General features: G+C 56.5%; 14 protein-coding genes and 4 tRNA genes. 16 read left to right on the forward strand and 2 right to left on the reverse strand.

Annotation, left to right across the window (positions count from 1 at the left end; genetic code table 11):
• Positions 1-286: 286 nt before the first annotated feature.
• Positions 287-362: transfer RNA gene (locus L2D14_09725), tRNA-Thr, on the reverse strand.
• A 288-nt stretch (positions 363-650) separates the two neighbouring features.
• Here L2D14_09725 and L2D14_09730 point away from each other — a divergent pair.
• Complete coding sequence (locus L2D14_09730; protein WNJ98159.1) at positions 651-1,544, forward strand: ion transporter; 894 nt, start codon at positions 651-653, stop codon at positions 1,542-1,544.
• Between the two features lie 110 nt (positions 1,545-1,654).
• Positions 1,655-2,086, forward strand: a complete 432-nt coding sequence (locus L2D14_09735) for a hypothetical protein (GenBank protein WNJ98160.1) — start codon at positions 1,655-1,657, stop codon at positions 2,084-2,086.
• 5 nt (positions 2,087-2,091) lie between these two features.
• Here L2D14_09735 and rlmB read toward each other — a convergent pair whose 3' ends face one another.
• Positions 2,092-2,931, reverse strand: coding sequence for a 23S rRNA (guanosine(2251)-2'-O)-methyltransferase RlmB (rlmB, locus tag L2D14_09740; GenBank protein ID WNJ98161.1), 840 nt, complete (start codon positions 2,929-2,931; stop codon positions 2,092-2,094).
• Positions 2,932-3,091: 160 nt separating this feature from the next.
• Here rlmB and L2D14_09745 point away from each other — a divergent pair.
• The 14 genes from L2D14_09745 to L2D14_09810 all read left to right on the forward strand — a co-directional run bounded on the left by L2D14_09745 (position 3,092) and on the right by L2D14_09810 (position 19,101).
• Positions 3,092-3,176 (forward strand) — tRNA-Tyr (locus tag L2D14_09745).
• 42 nt (positions 3,177-3,218) lie between these two features.
• Positions 3,219-3,292, forward strand: a tRNA-Gly gene (locus L2D14_09750).
• A 95-nt stretch (positions 3,293-3,387) separates the two neighbouring features.
• The gene (tuf, locus tag L2D14_09755) at positions 3,388-4,578 is read left to right on the forward strand and encodes an elongation factor Tu (GenBank protein ID WNJ98162.1); all 1,191 of its coding nucleotides are present in this window, start codon (positions 3,388-3,390) and stop codon (positions 4,576-4,578) included.
• A 51-nt stretch (positions 4,579-4,629) separates the two neighbouring features.
• A tRNA-Trp gene (locus L2D14_09760) sits at positions 4,630-4,705 on the forward strand.
• 119 nt (positions 4,706-4,824) lie between these two features.
• Entirely contained in the window at positions 4,825-5,022 is a 198-nt protein-coding gene (secE, locus tag L2D14_09765; GenBank protein ID WNJ98163.1) for a preprotein translocase subunit SecE, read from the forward strand.
• 4 nt (positions 5,023-5,026) lie between these two features.
• Positions 5,027-5,557: a transcription termination/antitermination protein NusG gene (gene nusG / locus L2D14_09770; GenBank protein ID WNJ98164.1), complete on the forward strand. Its 531-nt coding sequence runs from the start codon at positions 5,027-5,029 to the stop codon at positions 5,555-5,557.
• A 109-nt stretch (positions 5,558-5,666) separates the two neighbouring features.
• Positions 5,667-6,098 (forward strand): 50S ribosomal protein L11, encoded by a 432-nt coding sequence (gene rplK / locus L2D14_09775; protein ID WNJ98165.1) that lies wholly within the window; start codon positions 5,667-5,669, stop codon positions 6,096-6,098.
• A gap of 1 nt (position 6,099) precedes the next feature.
• On the forward strand, positions 6,100-6,789 hold the full coding sequence (gene rplA, locus L2D14_09780; GenBank protein WNJ98166.1) for a 50S ribosomal protein L1: 690 nt from the start codon (positions 6,100-6,102) through the stop codon (positions 6,787-6,789).
• A gap of 321 nt (positions 6,790-7,110) precedes the next feature.
• Complete coding sequence (gene rplJ, locus L2D14_09785; GenBank protein ID WNJ98167.1) at positions 7,111-7,629, forward strand: 50S ribosomal protein L10; 519 nt, start codon at positions 7,111-7,113, stop codon at positions 7,627-7,629.
• Positions 7,630-7,674: 45 nt separating this feature from the next.
• On the forward strand, positions 7,675-8,055 hold the full coding sequence (gene rplL / locus L2D14_09790; protein WNJ98168.1) for a 50S ribosomal protein L7/L12: 381 nt from the start codon (positions 7,675-7,677) through the stop codon (positions 8,053-8,055).
• A 318-nt stretch (positions 8,056-8,373) separates the two neighbouring features.
• The gene (gene rpoB, locus L2D14_09795) at positions 8,374-12,522 is read left to right on the forward strand and encodes a DNA-directed RNA polymerase subunit beta (GenBank protein ID WNJ98169.1); all 4,149 of its coding nucleotides are present in this window, start codon (positions 8,374-8,376) and stop codon (positions 12,520-12,522) included.
• A 31-nt stretch (positions 12,523-12,553) separates the two neighbouring features.
• Positions 12,554-16,726, forward strand: a complete 4,173-nt coding sequence (rpoC, locus tag L2D14_09800; GenBank protein ID WNJ98170.1) for a DNA-directed RNA polymerase subunit beta' — start codon at positions 12,554-12,556, stop codon at positions 16,724-16,726.
• Positions 16,727-16,916: 190 nt separating this feature from the next.
• On the forward strand, positions 16,917-18,086 hold the full coding sequence (locus tag L2D14_09805; protein WNJ98171.1) for an ABC transporter substrate-binding protein: 1,170 nt from the start codon (positions 16,917-16,919) through the stop codon (positions 18,084-18,086).
• A 91-nt stretch (positions 18,087-18,177) separates the two neighbouring features.
• Positions 18,178-19,101, forward strand: coding sequence for a branched-chain amino acid ABC transporter permease (locus L2D14_09810; GenBank protein ID WNJ98172.1), 924 nt, complete (start codon positions 18,178-18,180; stop codon positions 19,099-19,101).
• Positions 19,102-19,107 lie beyond the last annotated feature (6 nt).

Below are 19,107 nucleotides of genomic sequence, written 5' to 3' on the forward strand. Positions count from 1 at the left end.
CTATTCATCAGCACCATTCGCTGGAGCATTCTATTACATTTTTCTGACGGTTACGTTACGGCGGTAAGGACGGCTTTTCAGCACTAAATTGGTTTTGATTTGTTACAAAAAGTTGCCCAGCGATCCATGCCAAAGGATCGTGATAATTCGTGATCATTACAGCAAGCGGAGAATCAGCGGGAATATGTTAAAAAATGGATGCCATAGACGGAAAATAACAACTTAATCGACTGGAATATCGGACTAATATAGCTTAACTAATAAATGGTTATGCTTAAATAAAGAGTGGTGCCGGCGACAGGAATCGAACCCGTAACCTACCGCTTACAAAGCGGTTGCTCTACCAATTGAGCTACGCCGGCATCTGCATCCGGCCCGCAACATAATCGGGACACGCCGCCGGGACAATACTGTATTCCATAATGTTGATGCCCCGCCTCATTGGCGTAAGAAAGCAAGAAACCGACCTTCATTCCCATAGCGATTTTGAACTCACATTCAGCAACCTTCGGTATTGAGCGACACATACCTGTACATTCAGGGAAAATAATGGGTTACACTATAAAATATGTACAAATTGCGTAGTATGATCTTGTCCCCACCCTGTTCTCGGTTGCATTCACAGTGATCATTGCCTACGAAGACAGGGCTTGAAGGGACGCGTGCAGTTGCAACGCCGGCGTATCTATGACGAGGGATGGCAGTCGATGGACGGCATTCGCGAGACACTGGGCAATCTCGTAGATCATACCATTACACAGCGCTTCATCGTGTTTGTGCTGTTTCTGAATGCCGTGACCCTTGGTCTCGACACTTCCCCGGATGTTATGGGGCAGTACGGCGATCTGATCGATACCATCAACACAATCATCCCCGTTATATTCGTTATCGAAGTCGGTACCCGTTGGATTTCCAGAGGAAACCGCTTCTTCAAAGAATCCTGGAATATTTTCGATATCATCATTATTTCGGTTTCGTTCCTGCCGTCGGGAAGTGCTTTTTCAGCGCTCCGCGCACTGCGTATCCTGCGGGTTCTGCACGTTATCTCTTTGGTGCCGAGAATGCGTCATGTCGTGGCGGCAATGATCCGTTCGCTGCCGCAGATCGGCTCGATTCTGGCCTTGCTGGTGATCATTTCCTACATTTCGGCGGTCATCGTGACGCATCTTTACGGGGCGGATTACCCAGAATTATTCGGTTCCATCGGGCGTTCGATGCTGACACTGTTCCAGTTGATGACACTCGAAGGCTGGGCGGCTGAGGTCGTGCGTCCAGTGATGGAAACGCATCCGAATTCAGTGTTCCTGTTTATTCCCTATATGCTGATGACGGCGTTCGCCATTCTGAACCTGTTCACGGCGGTGCTTGTCGACAGCATGCAAATCCTGCAGCAGAATTATACTTATGAACGCTCAGAGCAGCAGACCGCGCGGGTCGTGACGACGGAGCTGATCGATGTCAAAGCCGACCTATTGAGTCTGACCCAGGAAATAAAGCAACTGCGCAACGAACTTGAACGCACAAACAAAAACAGCAGTGCCTGAACGCCATCTGTTTCCCACATGCAACGCCTCAACTCTTTGCTTCAACTTCGTTCTATGCCAGCATGTGCGGCGTGAAAGCGTTGGTATCAGGCTAGGACTGGAATGATTTTATGTTTCTAAATCTATTGACGGATCGGCAAAAGCAGTCGTTCCTCGCACTGGCAACGAAAATCGTTATGGCCGATGGCGAGGTGGTGCCGAAGGAACACGTCACGCTGAATGTGCGGGTCGCTGAAATGGGCGGCAATTTCAAAGCGCCGCCTGACGAGATCTACGGAGAGCCTAATTTTGCTGTCTTCGATACACCGCTTTCACAGGCAATTGTCGTGCTGGAGCTTTTGGTGATTGCCTATTCGGATGAAGAATATCACGAGAATGAAAAGCCGATTGTCGATCAGCTCATCGACAAATTCGAGATATCGCCTGATCACTTGGAGATGTTCGAGAATTGGGCGAAACGGCAATCTCCGCTCAGTGTCGAAGGCTGGAACTTCTTATCAGAAGTCAGTCCTATCGGCGAGAACCCGGGCGGCGGCAATTAATCGGTTCATCGTGCTCGCGTCAGCACATATAGCGCAATCGCTGCTGCATTTGATAAATTCAGGCTTTCCTGGTCCGTATCCATGGGGATGCGAACAAGCTGGTCACAGGTTTCACGGGTAAGCCGCCTGAGCCCCGAACCCTCAGCCCCCAGCACGATCACTCGCCTGGGCGTTGGATCGACGGCGCCGATGTCATCTTCGGCATATCCATCAAGCCCTAGACACCAGTAACCGGCATCTTTCAGGGTCCAGATTGCGCGCGCCAGATTGGTGACACGCACCAGAGATACGTGCTCCAGAGCGCCGGATGCGGCTTTCGCCATGGAGCCTGTTTCAGGCGGCGCGTTGCGATCCTGGATGATCAGTGCGCGCGCACCGAAGGCACGGGCCGAGCGCATGACGGCGCCGATGTTGCGGGGATCAGTAGCCTGATCCAGAACGACCAGAGTGTCAGGTGCCTGATCTTCGGGGGCTATTGCGTCCTCGACGTAAAGTTCGGGCAGAGGGTCGACCAAAAGTGCCAGCCCCTGGTGGACGCTGTCCGGACCAAGGACGGCTTCGATTTCGGCCCGGTCGACGGATTCGGCGTTAAATTCGGTGATATTTCTCCCTGGCAGGGCTTTTTCAAGGGATTCAATGCCTTGTTTCGTGGCAATCAGGCGATGTCTTCGGCGTTTCGGGTTCAGCAGCGCTGCACTGACGGCATGAAGGCCGAATAGCCATAGAGCGTGCCCGTGCGGACTTTGCCCGATACCTTTTGTGCTGCTGCGTACCGACGTTCCAGTGGGCCGCGGGGCGTTAATTCGGCTTCGTGCCGATCTCGGGGTGCGCTTGCGCTTGCTCATGTGGCCTTTTATCATACCATTGAGTGATGTTCCGCAAGTCAATTTGATGTTTTGAATTTGCTTGGGATTTGTCACGTTTAGGCGTTGACAATACTGCGGAAATCTTCATATTCCGACCGCCCGATCCACCGCCCCCGCGGTGGATCGTCACGTATTCGTCGGGGGGATGCCCGAGTGGCTAAAGGGGACGGGCTGTAAACCCGTTGGCTATGCCTACGTTGGTTCGAATCCAACTCCCCCCACCATTCTCCGGGGTGCCGGAGGGGCGGATAAGTGAAGAGGCGCTGGCGGGTGTAGCTCAATGGTAGAGCCCCAGCCTTCCAAGCTGGTTACGAGGGTTCGATTCCCTCCACCCGCTCCAACGCCGGCGAAGTGCGACCGCTGGGTTTTTATTTAGGTTTTTTTGTTTTCGGACCACTGATCGGGCCGAGGCGACAAGGAAAAGAGAGAACGAAGATGGCCAAGGAAAAGTTTGAGCGTAACAAGCCGCACTGCAACGTTGGCACGATTGGCCACGTTGACCATGGCAAGACGACGCTGACGGCGGCGATTACGAAGGTTCTTGCGGAAGCCGGCGGCGGTGAAGCAATGGCATTTGATATGATCGACAAGGCGCCTGAAGAGCGTGCCCGTGGGATCACGATTTCGACGGCGCACGTCGAGTACGAGACGGAAGCGCGTCACTACGCGCACGTCGACTGCCCGGGTCACGCGGATTATGTTAAGAACATGATCACGGGTGCGGCGCAGATGGACGGTGCCATTCTGGTTTGTTCGGCTGCTGACGGCCCGATGCCGCAGACGCGCGAGCACATTCTTCTGGCCCGCCAGGTTGGTGTTCCGGCGCTTGTTGTTTTTATGAACAAGGTCGACCAGGTTGACGACGAAGAGCTTCTTGAGCTTGTCGAGATGGAAATCCGCGAGCTTCTGTCGAGCTACGATTTCCCGGGCGACGATATTCCGATCATCAAGGGTTCGGCTTTGGCCGCGCTTGAAGGCCGCGATGACGAGATCGGCAAGAACGCCATTCTTGAGCTGATGAAGGCTGTTGACGATTACATTCCTCAGCCTGAGCGTCCGGTCGATCAGGACTTCCTGATGCCGATCGAGGATGTTTTCTCGATTTCCGGTCGTGGGACGGTTGTGACGGGCCGCGTTGAGCGCGGTGTGATCAACACCGGCGACGAAATTGAAATCGTCGGCATCAAGGCGACGCAGAAGACGACGTGCACGGGTGTCGAGATGTTCCGCAAGCTGCTTGACCAGGGTCAGGCCGGCGACAACATCGGCGCGCTGCTGCGCGGTACGAAGCGCGAGGAAGTTGAGCGCGGTCAGGTTCTGGCGAAGCCGGGCTCGATCACGCCGCACACGAAGTTCTCTTGCGAAGCGTACATTCTGACGAAGGAAGAGGGTGGCCGTCACACGCCGTTCTTTGCCAACTACCGTCCTCAGTTCTACTTCCGGACCACGGATGTGACCGGGACGGTTGAGTTGGCCGAAGGTACGGAAATGGTGATGCCGGGCGACAACATCTCGATGAACGTGACGTTGATTGCCCCGATCGCCATGGACGAAGGTCTGCGTTTTGCTATCCGTGAAGGCGGCCGCACCGTTGGTGCCGGCGTCGTCGCGAAAATCATCGAGTAACGGGAGTTACAAGGTCGCGGCTCCGTACTGGACGGGGGCGCGAGGCGGCATAGGGGTATAGCTCAGTTGGTAGAGCGGCGGTCTCCAAAACCGCAGGTCCCGGGTTCGAGCCCTGGTGCCCCTGCCACGCTTCTTTACCGATGAAGAGGTTGCGTAAGGCGATTTGAAACTACATCTCAAGGGAATGATCCCGGGGATGACTTGAAGAGCAGGTTCTTTTTTGAAGCTGCAAGGTGTGTAAGGCCAATGGCAAAAACCAATCCGGCACAGTTCGTTCGCGAAGTCCGACAGGAAGCCTCGAAGGTGACCTGGCCGACGCGCAAGGAAACCGGTATTTCGACGGCGATGGTGTTCGTATTCTGCATCATCGCGGCGATCTTTTTCTTGTTGGTCGATCAGGTCTTGCAGTTAGGTGTGAAGTTCTTGTTCGGACTCGGAGGCTGATCCCATGGCCATGCGTTGGTACGTCGTTCACGTTTACTCCGGCTCGGAGAAAAAGGTTGCTCAGTCGATTGAGGAGCAGGTGCGTCAGGCGGGGATGGAAGATCTTGTCGAGGAAGTCCTGGTGCCGACCGAAGAGGTTGTCGAAATGCGCCGCGGCGCCAAGCACAATTCCGAACGCAAGTTTTTCCCGGGCTATGTGCTGGTTCGCATGGAACTTTCCGACGAAACCTGGCACCTCGTGAAGAACACACCGAAAGTGACCGATTTTCTTGGCGGTCAGGGCCGTCCGTCGCCGATTACGGATGCCGAAGCCGAGCGCATCATTTTCCAGGTCAAAGAGGGCGTCGAGCGTCCGAAGCCGTCGATCACTTTCGAAGTGGGCGAGCAGGTTCGGGTTTGCGACGGTCCGTTCAACTCATTCAATGGCCTTGTCGAGGATGTCGACGAGGAACGGGCACGTGTGAAGGTTGCGGTCAGCATCTTCGGGCGTGCAACACCTGTCGAGCTGGAGTATTCGCAAGTCGAAAAGCTCTAACACAGGTTAACGGTGTGGAAGGCCCGCCAAGGCCGGACCACGCACTCAGATACGGGATGATCCCGTAAATGTAACGGGGCTTCAGCCTCATAGATAAACTGAGAGAGACATGGCAAAGAAAATCGCTGGCTACGTAAAGCTGCAGGTACCGGCGGGGCAAGCAAACCCGTCGCCGCCGATCGGTCCGGCCCTTGGTCAGGCCGGCCTCAACATCATGGAATTCTGCAAGGCGTTTAACGCCGAGACCCAGAACATGGAACCGGGCATGCCGATTCCCGTGGTTATTACGGCCTATGGCGATCGGACGTTCTCGTTCATCACCAAGACCCCGCCGGCCAGCTACTTCCTGAAGAAGGCAGCAAAGGTCAATAAGGGGTCGGGCACGCCGAACAAGAACAAAGTCGGCAAGGTGACCATGAAACAGCTCCGTGAAATCGCGGAACTGAAGATGAAAGATCTCAATGCGAACGATATCGAAGCCGCAGCAAGCATGCTTGCCGGTTCGGCACGTTCCATGGGTATCGATGTGGAGGGCGCATAACATGGCTCGCAAAGGTAAGCGTTATACGGCTGCGCTCGATAACATTGATCGGAATGCCGTCTACACGATCGAAGACGCCGTTAAAATCCTCAAGGACAACGCCAAGAGCAAGTTCGATGAAACCATCGAAGTTGCAATGAACCTGGGTGTCGATCCGCGCCATGCCGACCAGATGGTCCGTGGTACGGTGTCGCTGCCGCATGGGACCGGCAAGTCCTTGCGTGTCGCGGTTTTCGCCAAAGATGCGAAAGCGGATGAAGCCCGCGAAGCCGGTGCGGACATCGTTGGTGCCGAAGATCTGATGGAACAGATTCAGGGCGGCATGATGGATTTCGACCGCTGTATCGCGACCCCCGACATGATGGGGATCGTTGGTCGCCTCGGTAAGGTTCTGGGTCCGAAGGGCCTGATGCCGAACCCGAAACTCGGCACCGTGACACCGGATGTCGCCGGTGCGATCCAGGCAGCGAAAGCCGGCCAGATCGAATTCCGTGTTGAGAAAATGGGTATCATTCATGCCGGTGTCGGCAAAGCGAGCTTCTCCGCCGAGCAATTGCAGGAGAATATCGCGGCTTTCGTCAGTGCCATCCAGCACGCGAAACCGACCGGCGCCAAGGGCACGTACATGAAAAAAGTCAGCGTCACCTCGACGATGGGGCCTGGCATTAAATTGGACCTGAACGCGCTATAATCGCAATCAGGTCTTGAAGAATTCGGCCGAAACGTTTATGCGTCCGGTCGAATAGGGGCGGCTCCGGCAAGTTTCGGGGCCGTTCTGACCTGTCCGAGACCGTAGGTACACCTGTTTATTCAGGTGTTTAATGGGATTTCCCACCTGCATAGACAGTGTCGATGCCAATTCTTTTGATATTATTTTCAATGGATTGGCTTGGACTGTTGTACTGGACAGGGCGAGCCGGCCTTGATTGAAGCGCATCTTCGGGTGAGTTCGTATCAAGGTCAAAGTGCAACAGGGGTTCAATTGTGAACCACTTTTGACTGGAGACGATCCGTGGACCGATCGGAAAAAAAAGAACTGGTCTCGTCGCTCCGTGGAACGTTCGAGAACGCATCAATCGTCGTCGTGACCCACTATACCGGGCTTAACGTCGCCGATATCAGCGATCTCAGAACGAAGATGCGGGACGCCGGCGCCAGCTTCAAAGTTACCAAAAATCGGCTCACTCGTCTCGCTTTGGAAGGCACGCCCTACGATCAGATCGGCGATCTTTTCACCGGTCCCACGGCCATCGCTTATTCCGATGATCCCGTGGCGCCTGCGAAAGTCGCTGTGGATTTTGCCAAGAAGAACGACAAGCTCGTCGTTCTCGGCGGTGCAATGGGTGACGTTCGACTTGATGAAAATGCCATCAAGCAGCTCGCCACTCTGCCGTCGCTTGACGAACTCCGCGCCAAGATCGTGGGTATGCTGAACACACCGGCGACGAGAGTTGCAGGCGTCCTTCAGGCGCCGGCAGGTCAGATCGCACGGGTGCTCAGCGCGCGTAGCCAACAAAGTGAAGCGGCGTGACGCCGTAAACGATTGTCAATAGTTCAAGCCTTAGGAGACTGATAAATGGCTGATCTTGAAAAGATTGCTGAAGAACTGTCGAACCTGACGGTTCTCGAAGCTGCTGAGCTTTCCAAGCTCCTCGAAGAAAAATGGGGCGTTTCCGCCGCAGCACCGGTTGCTGCTGCAGCCGCGCCGGCCGCTGGTGGTGGTGATGCCGCCGCTGCGGAAGAAAAAGACGAATTCGACGTTATTCTTGCCGCTGCTGGCGACAAGAAGATCAACGTGATCAAAGAAGTCCGCACCATTACCGGTCTGGGCCTCAAAGAAGCGAAAGATCTCGTCGAAGGTGCACCGAAACCCGTCAAGGAAGGTGCCAAGAAAGACGAAGCCGAAGAGATCAAGAAGAAGCTGGAAGAAGCCGGCGCTACCGTCGAGCTTAAGTAAGCTTTTGGTGGACGCGGCCGCTTCGGCGGCCGCGTCGCCTGCTTGCGCATCGCCGCTGTATTTCAAGGCTGGTGCGTTGATTGGTTAGAACATTAGTTCAGGGAACGTATATCGTTCCCAGCCCATTATCGGGCACGACACTGCAGACGCGCTTTTACCCGCATAGGCCTTGCCGCGGCCGGGAAAGTGGAAGCGCAGAATTCGCGGGTCGGGATCATCGGTGCGGCATGCCGTTAGGTCTCTCCCACATGCAAACGGTCTCCGTTTGGAACGCAGGGAATGGCGTTCGAATGGGGCATTAGGAAATCGAGGGACGTAATGGCGAGCAGCTTTACGGGACGCAAACGCGTGCGGAAATATTTCGGCCGACTACAGGCCGCCGTTGAAATGCCGAACCTGATCGAGGTTCAGCGCACTTCTTACGAACAGTTTCTGCAACGCGACACGCCTAGAAACGAGCGGACGGACACCGGTATTCAGGAAGTTTTCAAATCGGTTTTCCCGATCCGTGACTTTTCCGAGCGCGGTACGCTTGAGTTCGTTTCCTACGAATTCGAAGACCCGAAATACGACGTTGAGGAATGCCAGCAACGCGGCATGACCTATGCAGCGCCCCTGAAGGTGACGCTCCGTCTTGTGGTTTGGGATATCGACGAGGAAACCGGGGCTCGCTCAATCCGCGACGTCAAGGAACAGGACGTCTACATGGGCGACATGCCGCTCATGACGGGTAAAGGTACCTTCGTCGTGAATGGTACGGAACGTGTGATCGTCTCACAGATGCACCGTTCACCGGGCGTCTTCTTCGACCATGACAAGGGCAAAACCCATTCTTCAGGTAAATACCTGTTTGCCGCGCGTATCATTCCCTACCGCGGCTCCTGGCTCGATTTCGAATTCGATGCCAAGGATCTGGCTTATGTGCGTATCGACCGTCGCCGCAAATTGCCGGTGACGACGCTTCTGCTTGCGCTCGACGATGAAGAAACCGCGAAGAAGCGCATCAAGGCCGCTGCAGACGAGGTTCCGATCGATCCGTCGGAAATCACCGGCCTGACGCCCGAAGACATTCTCAAGTATTTCTACGACGTGGTCAGCTACGAGCGCGTCAAGCGCGGTTGGAAGACCCCGTTCAACCCGGATATGTTGCGTGGCGTCAAGCTGACGGCCGACCTGATCAACGCCAAGACCGGCCGTGTCACCGCCGAAGCGGGGACAAAGATGACGCCGCGTCTGCTGCGCCAGCTTGCCGAGAAGGGGATGGAAGAGCAGGTCGTTACCGACGAGGAACTGATTGGCCGTTATGTCGCAAGTGACATCATCAATCAGGAAACCGGCGAGGTCTATGTCGAAGCCGGTGACGAAATCGTCGAAGATACGCTGGAAATGCTGGCCGAAGCCGGTGTCGACGTTATCGACACACTGGCCATCGACCACGTCAATGTCGGCCCGTACATCCGTAACACGCTTGCCGTCGACAAGAATACCAGCCGTGATGAAGCGCTGATCGATATTTACCGTGTCATGCGCCCGGGCGAGCCGCCGACCCTGGAAACCGCCGAAGCGCTGTTCCATGGTCTGTTCTTCGATTCCGAACGTTACGACCTGTCATCGGTCGGCCGCGTCAAGATGAACGCGCGTCTTGGTTTCGAAACCGAAGACACCCTTCGTGTGCTGCGCAAGGAAGACATTCTCGCCGTCGTCAAAACACTCGTTGAGTTGAAAGACGGCAAGGGTGAAATCGACGATATCGATCACCTCGGCAACCGCCGTGTGCGTTCGGTCGGCGAACTGATGGAAAATCAGTACCGTGTCGGCTTGTTGCGTATGGAACGTGCGATCCGCGAGCGCATGAGCTCTGTCGAAATCGACACCGTCATGCCGCATGATTTGATCAATGCCAAGCCGGCAGCGGCGGCGGTGCGTGAATTCTTCGGCTCTTCGCAGCTGTCGCAGTTCATGGATCAGACCAACCCGCTTTCGGAAGTCACCCACAAACGGCGCCTGTCGGCGCTCGGTCCGGGCGGTCTGACCCGCGAACGAGCCGGCTTCGAAGTGCGCGACGTGCACCCGACGCACTATGGCCGTATCTGCCCGATCGAAACGCCGGAAGGCCCGAACATCGGTCTGATCAACTCGCTGGCAACGTTCGCCCGCGTTAACAAGTACGGTTTCATCGAAACGCCTTACCGCGAAGTTAAAGACGGCAAGGTGACGTCCGATGTCGTGTACATGTCGGCAATGCAGGAGGGGCGCTATACCATCGCCCAGGCCAACGCCGAGTTGGACGCCAAGGGGCAGTTTGTTGACGACCTCGTTAGTTGCCGCCGTGGCGGTGACTTCCTGTTGTCACGTCCGGAAGACATCAATTACATCGACGTCTCGCCGAAACAGCTCGTTTCCGTCGCAACCGCGCTGATCCCGTTCCTCGAGAACGATGATGCGAACCGTGCGCTGATGGGCTCGAACATGATGCGTCAGGCGGTCCCCGTGATCCGCGCCGAAGCACCGTTCGTCGGTACCGGTATGGAAGCCGCCGTGGCCCGTGATTCCGGTGCGACGGTCGTTGCCCGCCGCTCGGGTATCGTCGATCAGATCGACGGCGCGCGTATCGTCGTCAACGCCACCGACGAGACCAACACCTCGGAAACCGGCGTCGATATCTACAACCTTCTGAAGTTCCAGCGTTCGAACCAGAACACCTGCCTGCACCAGCGTCCGCTTGTGAAGGTCGGTGACCGGGTCGAAGCCGGGGATACCATCGCCGACGGCCCGTCGACTGAGATGGGGGACCTGGCGCTTGGCCGGAACGTGCTCGTCGCGTTCATGCCATGGAACGGTTACAACTTCGAAGACAGTATCCTGATTTCCGAACGCATTGTACGAGACGACGTCTTTACCTCGATCCACATCGAGGAATTCGAAGTCATGGCCCGCGACACCAAACTGGGTCAGGAAGAAATCACCCGTGATATTCCGAACGTCGGTGAAGAAGCCCTGAAGAACCTGGACGAAGCCGGTATCGTATACATCGGTGCCGAGATCGAGCCGGGCGATATCCTGGTCGGCAAGGTGACGCCAAAGGGTGAAAGCCCGATGACGCCGGAAGAAAAACTTCTGCGCGCCATCTTCGGCGAAAAAGCCTCCGACGTCCGCGATACATCACTGAAACTGCCGCCGGGCGTTGCCGGGACGGTTGTCGAAGTGCGGGTGTTCTCGCGCCGTGGCGTCGACAAGGACGAACGTGCTCTGGCTATCGAGCAATCTGAAATCGAACGCTTGGCCAAGGACCGTGACGATGAACGCGCGATCCTCGAGCGGTCCTTCTCGCAACGTCTGAAGACGCTGATCCTCAAGAAAAAGGCAGTCAGCGGTCCGAAGGGCCTGAAAGACGGGACGGTCATCACCGAGGAAGTGCTCGAAGAGTACACCGTCGGCCAGATCGCCCAGATCGTCGTCGCCAATGACAAGGTCATGAGCGACGTCGAGGCCCTGAAAGCCAAGTTCGAGAGCGACATTGCCCTGTTGCAGGCGCGATTCGACGACAAGGTCGAAAAGCTGCAGCGTGGCGACGATCTCAGCCCTGGCGTCATGAAGATGGTCAAGGTCTTCGTCGCGGTGAAGCGCAAGCTGCAGCCGGGCGACAAGATGGCCGGCCGTCACGGCAACAAAGGGGTGATTTCGAAAATCATTCCTGCCGAAGATATGCCGCATACCGAAGACGGGACGCCGGTCGATATCGTGCTGAACCCGTTGGGTGTGCCGTCACGGATGAACGTCGGTCAGATTCTTGAAACTCATCTGGGTTGGGCCTGCCGCGGTCTCGGACAGCAGATCGGTGAGCTTCTGGATACCGGCAAAGCGCCGCAGACGGTTCGCTCCAAGCTGAAAGAGGTTTACGGCGAGAAGAACTATAAGGACGACATCCAGTCGCTCGACGATGACGAAATTATGGAACTTGCCGGCAACCTGCGCGGTGGCGTACCGATCGCAACCCCGGTCTTTGACGGGGCGCGTGAACCGGACATCGTTGAAATGCTGGATATGGCCGGGCTCGATTCCTCCGGTCAGGTCACCCTGTTTGACGGCCGCACCGGCGAGCAATTCCATCGCCCGGTCACGGTCGGCTACATTTACATGCTGAAACTGCACCACCTGGTGGACGACAAGATCCATGCCCGTTCCATCGGCCCGTACTCGCTTGTTACCCAGCAGCCGTTGGGTGGTAAGGCGCAGTTCGGTGGTCAGCGCTTCGGTGAAATGGAAGTGTGGGCACTCGAAGCTTACGGTGCCGCCTATACGCTCCAGGAAATGCTCACCGTTAAATCGGATGACGTCTCCGGCCGGACGAAGGTTTACGAAGCCATCGTCCGTGGCGACGACACATTTGAAGCCGGCGTGCCGGAATCCTTCAACGTTCTCGTGAAGGAACTCCATGCACTCGGCCTCAATGTTGAACTCCGCTAACCGGCAACGTCCCGAATAAAGGAAAATCGCTATGAACGAACTCTCGAAAATCTTCGGTCAACAGCAGGGGACGCAGCGTTTCGATCAGATCCGCATCTCGATCGCGTCGCCGGAACGTATTCTCAGCTGGTCCTTCGGTGAGATCAAAAAACCGGAAACCATCAACTACCGGACCTTCAAGCCGGAACGCGATGGCCTTTTCTGTGCCCGCATCTTCGGTCCGGTAAAAGATTACGAGTGCTTGTGCGGCAAGTACAAGCGGATGAAATACAAAGGCATCATCTGCGAAAAGTGCGGTGTCGAAGTCACACTGCAGAAAGTCCGCCGCGAACGCATGGGGCACATCGAACTGGCCTCGCCGGTTGCGCACATCTGGTTCCTGAAGTCGCTGCCGTCACGCATCGGACTTTTGCTCGACATGACGCTGAAGGATCTGGAACGGGTTCTGTATTTCGAGAACTACGTCGTCATTGAGCCGGGCACCACGCCGCTCAAGATGCACGAGCTGCTGACGGAAGAGCAGTACCAGAACGCCATGGACGAATATGGCGAGAGCGAATTTACCGTCGGTATCGGTGCCGAAGCGATGCGCGAAATGCTGATCGCGATCGATCTTGAGGAAGAGCTTGAAATTCTCAAGGTCGATCTCAAGGAAACCGGTTCGGAAGCCAAGCGCAAGAAATTCGTTAAGCGCCTGAAGCTGATCGAGGCATTCATGGAATCCGGCGCTCGTCCGGAATGGATGATCCTGACGCACATTCCGGTCATTCCGCCGGAACTGCGCCCGCTGGTGCCGCTCGACGGTGGCCGTTTTGCGACGTCGGATCTGAACGATCTGTATCGCCGCGTCATCAACCGTAACAACCGCCTCAAGCGTCTGATCGAACTACGTGCGCCTGATATCATCATCCGAAACGAAAAGCGGATGCTGCAGGAATCCGTCGATGCGCTGTTCGACAACGGCCGCCGTGGCCGTGCCATTACCGGCGCGAACAAGCGCCCGCTGAAGTCGCTTTCCGATATGCTGAAGGGCAAGCAAGGCCGGTTCCGTCAGAACCTGCTCGGCAAGCGCGTCGACTATTCGGGCCGTTCCGTGATCGTTGTCGGTCCGGAACTCAAGCTGCACCAGTGCGGCCTGCCGAAGAAGATGGCATTGGAACTGTTCAAGCCGTTTATCTATGCCAAGCTTGAACTCTATGGCCGCGCCACGACGATCAAAGCCGCCAAGAAGATGGTCGAAAAAGAACGTCCGGAGGTCTGGGATATCCTCGAAGAGGTGATCCGCGAACATCCGGTGCTTCTGAACCGTGCGCCGACGCTTCACCGTCTGGGCATCCAGGCGTTCGAGCCGGTTCTGATCGAAGGGAAAGCCATTCAGCTTCACCCGCTGGTCTGTGCCGCCTTTAACGCTGACTTTGACGGTGACCAGATGGCCGTGCACGTGCCGTTGTCGCTCGAAGCCCAGCTTGAAGCCCGCGTCCTGATGATGTCGACCAACAACATCCTCAGCCCGGCCAACGGCAAGCCGATCATCGTGCCGTCGCAGGATATCGTGCTTGGCCTGTACTACATGACGCTCGACCGTGAAGGCGAGAAGGGCGAGGGCATGGTGTTCGCCGACGTCAGCGAAATTCAGCAGGCGCTGGATTCCGGCTCTGTGTCGATGCATGCAAACGTCGAGGCGCGCTACCATACGGTCGATGAAGAGGGTGAGCCGAAAGTGGTGCGCGTAAAGACAACGCCGGGCCGCATGCTTCTCTCGGAAATTCTGCCGAAGAACAAAATGGTGCCGTTCTCGCTGATCAACCAGCTTTTAACCAAACGTGAAATCACCAACGTCATCGACGAGGTGTATCGTCACTGCGGTCAGAAGGAGACGGTAATCTTTGCCGACCGCATGATGGGCCTGGGCTTCAAGCATGCGTGCCGTGCTGGCATTTCGTTCGGTAAGGACGATCTGATTATTCCGGATTCCAAGGTTCAACTCGTCGGTGAGACCGAAGACAAGGTGAAGGAATACGAACAGCAGTATCAGGACGGTCTGATCACGCAGGGCGAGAAGTACAACAAGGTTGTTGATGCCTGGTCGCACTGTACGGACCGTGTTGCCGACGAGATGATGAAGGAAATTCAGAAGATCGAAGCTGGCAAGCCGATCAACTCGGTTTACATGATGGCGCACTCCGGTGCTCGTGGTTCGGCAGCGCAGATGAAGCAGCTGGCCGGGATGCGGGGCCTGATGGCCAAACCGTCGGGCGAGATCATCGAAACGCCGATCATCTCGAACTTTAAAGAAGGCCTGACCGTGCTCGAATACTTCAACTCGACGCACGGTGCCCGTAAGGGTCTGGCCGATACCGCGCTCAAGACGGCGAACTCGGGTTACCTGACCCGCCGTCTGGTCGATGTCGCGCAGGACTGCATTATTCTCGAAGAGGACTGCGGTACCGAGGGCTACATCACTGTGCATCCGGTTGTCGAAGGGGGCGATGTCGTATCGCCGCTGTCGGAACGGACGCTGGGCCGCACCACGGCAGAAGATGTGATCCACCCGATTTCCGGTGAAGTCATCATCAAGAAGAATAACATCATCGAAGAGCCGCATTGCGCCATCATCGAAGAAGCGGAAGTCGAAAGCATTCGCATCCGCTCGGTGCTCACGTGCGAACTGACCGGTGGTGTGTGCGCCGCTTGCTACGGCCGGGATCTTGCCCGTGGGACTTCGGTCAACATGGGTGAAGCGGTTGGTGTCATGGCGGCACAGTCGATCGGTGAGCCGGGTACACAGCTTACGATGCGGACGTTCCACATCGGCGGCGCCGTGCAGCGTGGCACCGAACGTTCGTACATCGAGTCGGTGGCGGACGCGAAGGTCAAGCTGATAAATTGCACGACCGTCAAGAACTCGCGCGGCATCCAGATCGTCATGAGCCGTAACGCCGAACTGACCCTGGTCGACGGTAAAGGCCGCGACCGTGCCAAGCACCGTATTCCTTATGGTGCGCAGCTCATGGTCAAGGACGGCGCAAAGGTTACACGCGGTGACAAGCTGGCCGAGTGGGATCCGTACACGTTGCCGGTGATCACCGAACGTGAAGGTATTGCTAACTACGTCGATCTGCAGGACGGCATCTCGCTGACCGAACGGACCGATGAAGCGACCGGGATTTCCTATAAGGTCGTTACGGACTGGAAATCGCAGCCGAAAGGTTCGGACCTGCGTCCGCGCATCACGCTGCGTGACAAGAAGGGTGAGGTCATCGCGCTCGATACCGGTCACGAAGCCCGTTACTTCCTCTCCGTCGACGCTATTCTCTCGGTCGAAAACGGTCAGGAAGTGCATGCCGGTGACGTGCTCGCACGTATTCCGCGTGAAAGCGCCAAGACCCGTGACATCACCGGTGGTCTGCCGCGTGTTGCGGAACTGTTCGAAGCACGCCGTCCGAAAGACCACGCGATCATCGCCGAGAGCGAAGGCCGCGTAGAATTCGGCAAGGACTACAAGAACAAGCGCCGTGTTATCGTGCAACCGGTTGACGATGGTCAGGAGGCAACGGAATATCTGGTGCCGAAAGGCCGTCACCTTTCGGTTCAGGAAGGCGACTATGTTCAGATCGGCGATGCGCTGATGGACGGTAACCCGGTGCCGCACGATATCCTGCGCGTTCTGGGTGTCGAGGCCCTGGCCGAATACCTGATCAACGAGATCCAGGACGTCTATCGTCTACAAGGCGTGAAGATCAACGACAAACACATCGAGGTGATCGTTCGCCAGATGCTGCAGAAGGTTGAGATCACGTCCGGTGGCGAGACCACGTTGCTGGTCGGCGAATTGGTCGACAAGGTCGAGTTCGACAAGATCAACGCCAAGGCACTGGAAGAAGGTGCCAAGCCGGCTGAAGCGACCCCGGTTCTTCAGGGGATCACCAAAGCAAGCTTGCAGACGCAGTCGTTCATATCGGCGGCGTCGTTCCAGGAGACAACGCGCGTGCTGACCGAAGCCGCCGTTTCCGGCAAGGTCGACGATCTGATCGGTCTCAAGGAAAACGTCATCGTCGGTCGTCCGATCCCTGCCGGGACCGGATCGGTTATGAACGGCATGCGCGAAATCGCTGCCAATCGCGATGCAGCGGTTGCCAAGACGCTGCCGCCGGAAGAAGCCGCCGAGCTTCTTGATGCACCTGTCGCAGCCGACGCCGACTAAGAAAAAGGTGCAAGAGCAAGAAAAACGGGCGCGTATCCTTCGGGGTACGCGCCTATTTCTATGCGACAAGCCGTACAGCCAGAGCTGCGCTGATACGTTGTCTGGGGGGGAAGGATCATTTAACCTCTGGCCCGGGTGCGCGCGTGGGGACAGTCCCGGCGCTGAAACGATAACCGGGGAGAAAAATCGGATGAAACGCTCAGGTATGCTTGCCGCTGCAGCGGTAATCAGTGGGATCGTATGTTCGCCGCCATTGGCTGCTGACGCGGTAAAGGTCGGGATGATCACGACACTTTCAGGTGGCGGCGCATCGCTCGGCATCGATATACGCGATGGCTTTGAGTTGGCGCTCAAGCAAAAAGGCGGAAAGCTCGGTGGCGTAGCAACGGAGCTGACCGTCGTCGATGATGCGCGCAAGGTCGAAACGGCCAAGCAGATCGCAACACGCATGATCAAACGTGATGATGTGGATGTAGTGACCGGTATTGTCTGGTCCAACCTGGCAATGGCGGTTGTTCCCAGTGTCACCCGCGCCGGCAAGTTCTATATCAGCCCGAACGCGGGTCCTTCGGCACTTGCAGGCAAGCAGTGCCATGCGAACTATTTCAACGTCGCATGGCAGAACGATAATCTGCACGAAGCCATGGGTCAGTACCTGCAGGACAAGGGGTACAAGAACGTTTATCTGATGGCGCCTAATTATCCTGCGGGTAAGGATGCGCTGGCGGGATTCAAGCGTTTCTATAAGGGAAATGTTACTGCGGAAGTCTATACCAAGTTGGGTCAGGTCGATTATGCAGCCGAGATCGCCAACCTCCGCGCTGCCAAGCCGGATGCCGTATTTTTCTTCCTGCCGGGCGGCATGGGCGTCAACTTCGTCAAGCAGTACGCCCAGTCGGGTTTGAACAAGGAAGTGCCTCTGTTCGGGCCGGCGTTTTCTTTCGATGAGGGAATTTTGAAAGCCGTGGGTGAAGCTGCGGTCGGCACCTTCAATACGTCGCAGTATTCACATGACCTGGACAACGCGGCGAACAAGGCCTTCGTGAAGGCGTTCACGGAGGCTTATGGCCGCAAGCCGTCCCTGTATGCATCCCAGGGGTATGACGCAGCGATGCTGCTGGATAGCGCCATCGCCAAAGTCGGCGGCGACGTTAAAGATGCTGGTGCTTTTCGCGCAGCACTTAAGGCTGCCGATTTCAATTCCGTGCGTGGCGCCTTCAAGTTCGGCCCCAACCATCACCCTGTTCAGGATGTCTATGTTCGTAAAGTGGTGAAGGATGGCGCGGGCGTTACCAATGAACTGGTCGGCAAAGTCTTTACCGCGCATGCCGATGCATACGCCAAAGAATGCAAGATGTAATCAGCAGGCGAGATCGCAAGAGACCGGAGATGGCAGGCGTGCCGTCTCCGGTTCTTTTGTATCCGGCTGAATTCATCGGCAGAACCATATCATGACCACCGTGCTGTTTCTGGAACAAGCCCTGAACGGTCTTCAGCAGGGTGTGACGCTGTTTCTGATGGCCGCCGGACTGACGCTGATCTTCGGCATCATGAATATGATTAATTTGGCGCACGGCTCATTGTACATGGTCGGCGCCTACGTGACGGCAAGCACAGCGGCCGCCAGTGGCAGTTTCACCGTCGGGGTCATCGCCGGCATGATTGCCGCAGGTCTGACCGGTGCGGTTCTGGAGCGACTGGCGTTACGCCGATTGTACGCACGCGATCATCTGGATCAGGTTCTTGCCACTTTCGGGGTCATCCTGACCTTCAACGAACTGACAAAGATCATCTGGGGTGCGCAGGCGCTGTTCATGACGACGCCCGCATGGCTTTCGGGCACGCTTGAGGTTATTCCCGGTGTGCCTTATCCGTCGTACAGGCTTTTCATCATTGCCGTGGGTTTGCTAGTGGCAGTCTTGCTGCGGTATCTGATCGTGATGACCAGATTGGGTATGCTGATCCGGGCCGGGGCAACAAACCGGGAAATGGTTGGGGCGCTCGGCGTCGATATTGACCGGTTGTATACGGTGGTATTCGGTATCGGCGCGATGCTTGCCGGTTTGGCGGGGGCCATGGCCGGCCCCGTGCTGGCAATCGAGGTCGGCATGGGCGAGCGGATTCTGATCCTGACGTTCGTTGTCATCATCATCGGCGGCATCGGATCCATACGCGGTGCTCTTGTCGGCGCCTTACTGGTCGGCATGGTCGATACATTCGGGCGCGCCTTTATGCCGTTGATCATGCGGTCCTTCTTCGATCCTTCATCTGCCGACAGCATCGGCGCATCCGTTTCCAGCGTGTCGATCTATATTTTGATGGCGCTGGTGCTGATCCTGCGACCGCGCGGCCTTTTTCAGGCTTATGGGAACTAGGGTCGG

It is taken from the genome of Thalassospiraceae bacterium LMO-JJ14 (assembly GCA_021555105.2).
In the GTDB taxonomy this organism is placed as follows: Bacteria; Pseudomonadota; Alphaproteobacteria; order Rhodospirillales; family Casp-alpha2; genus UBA4479.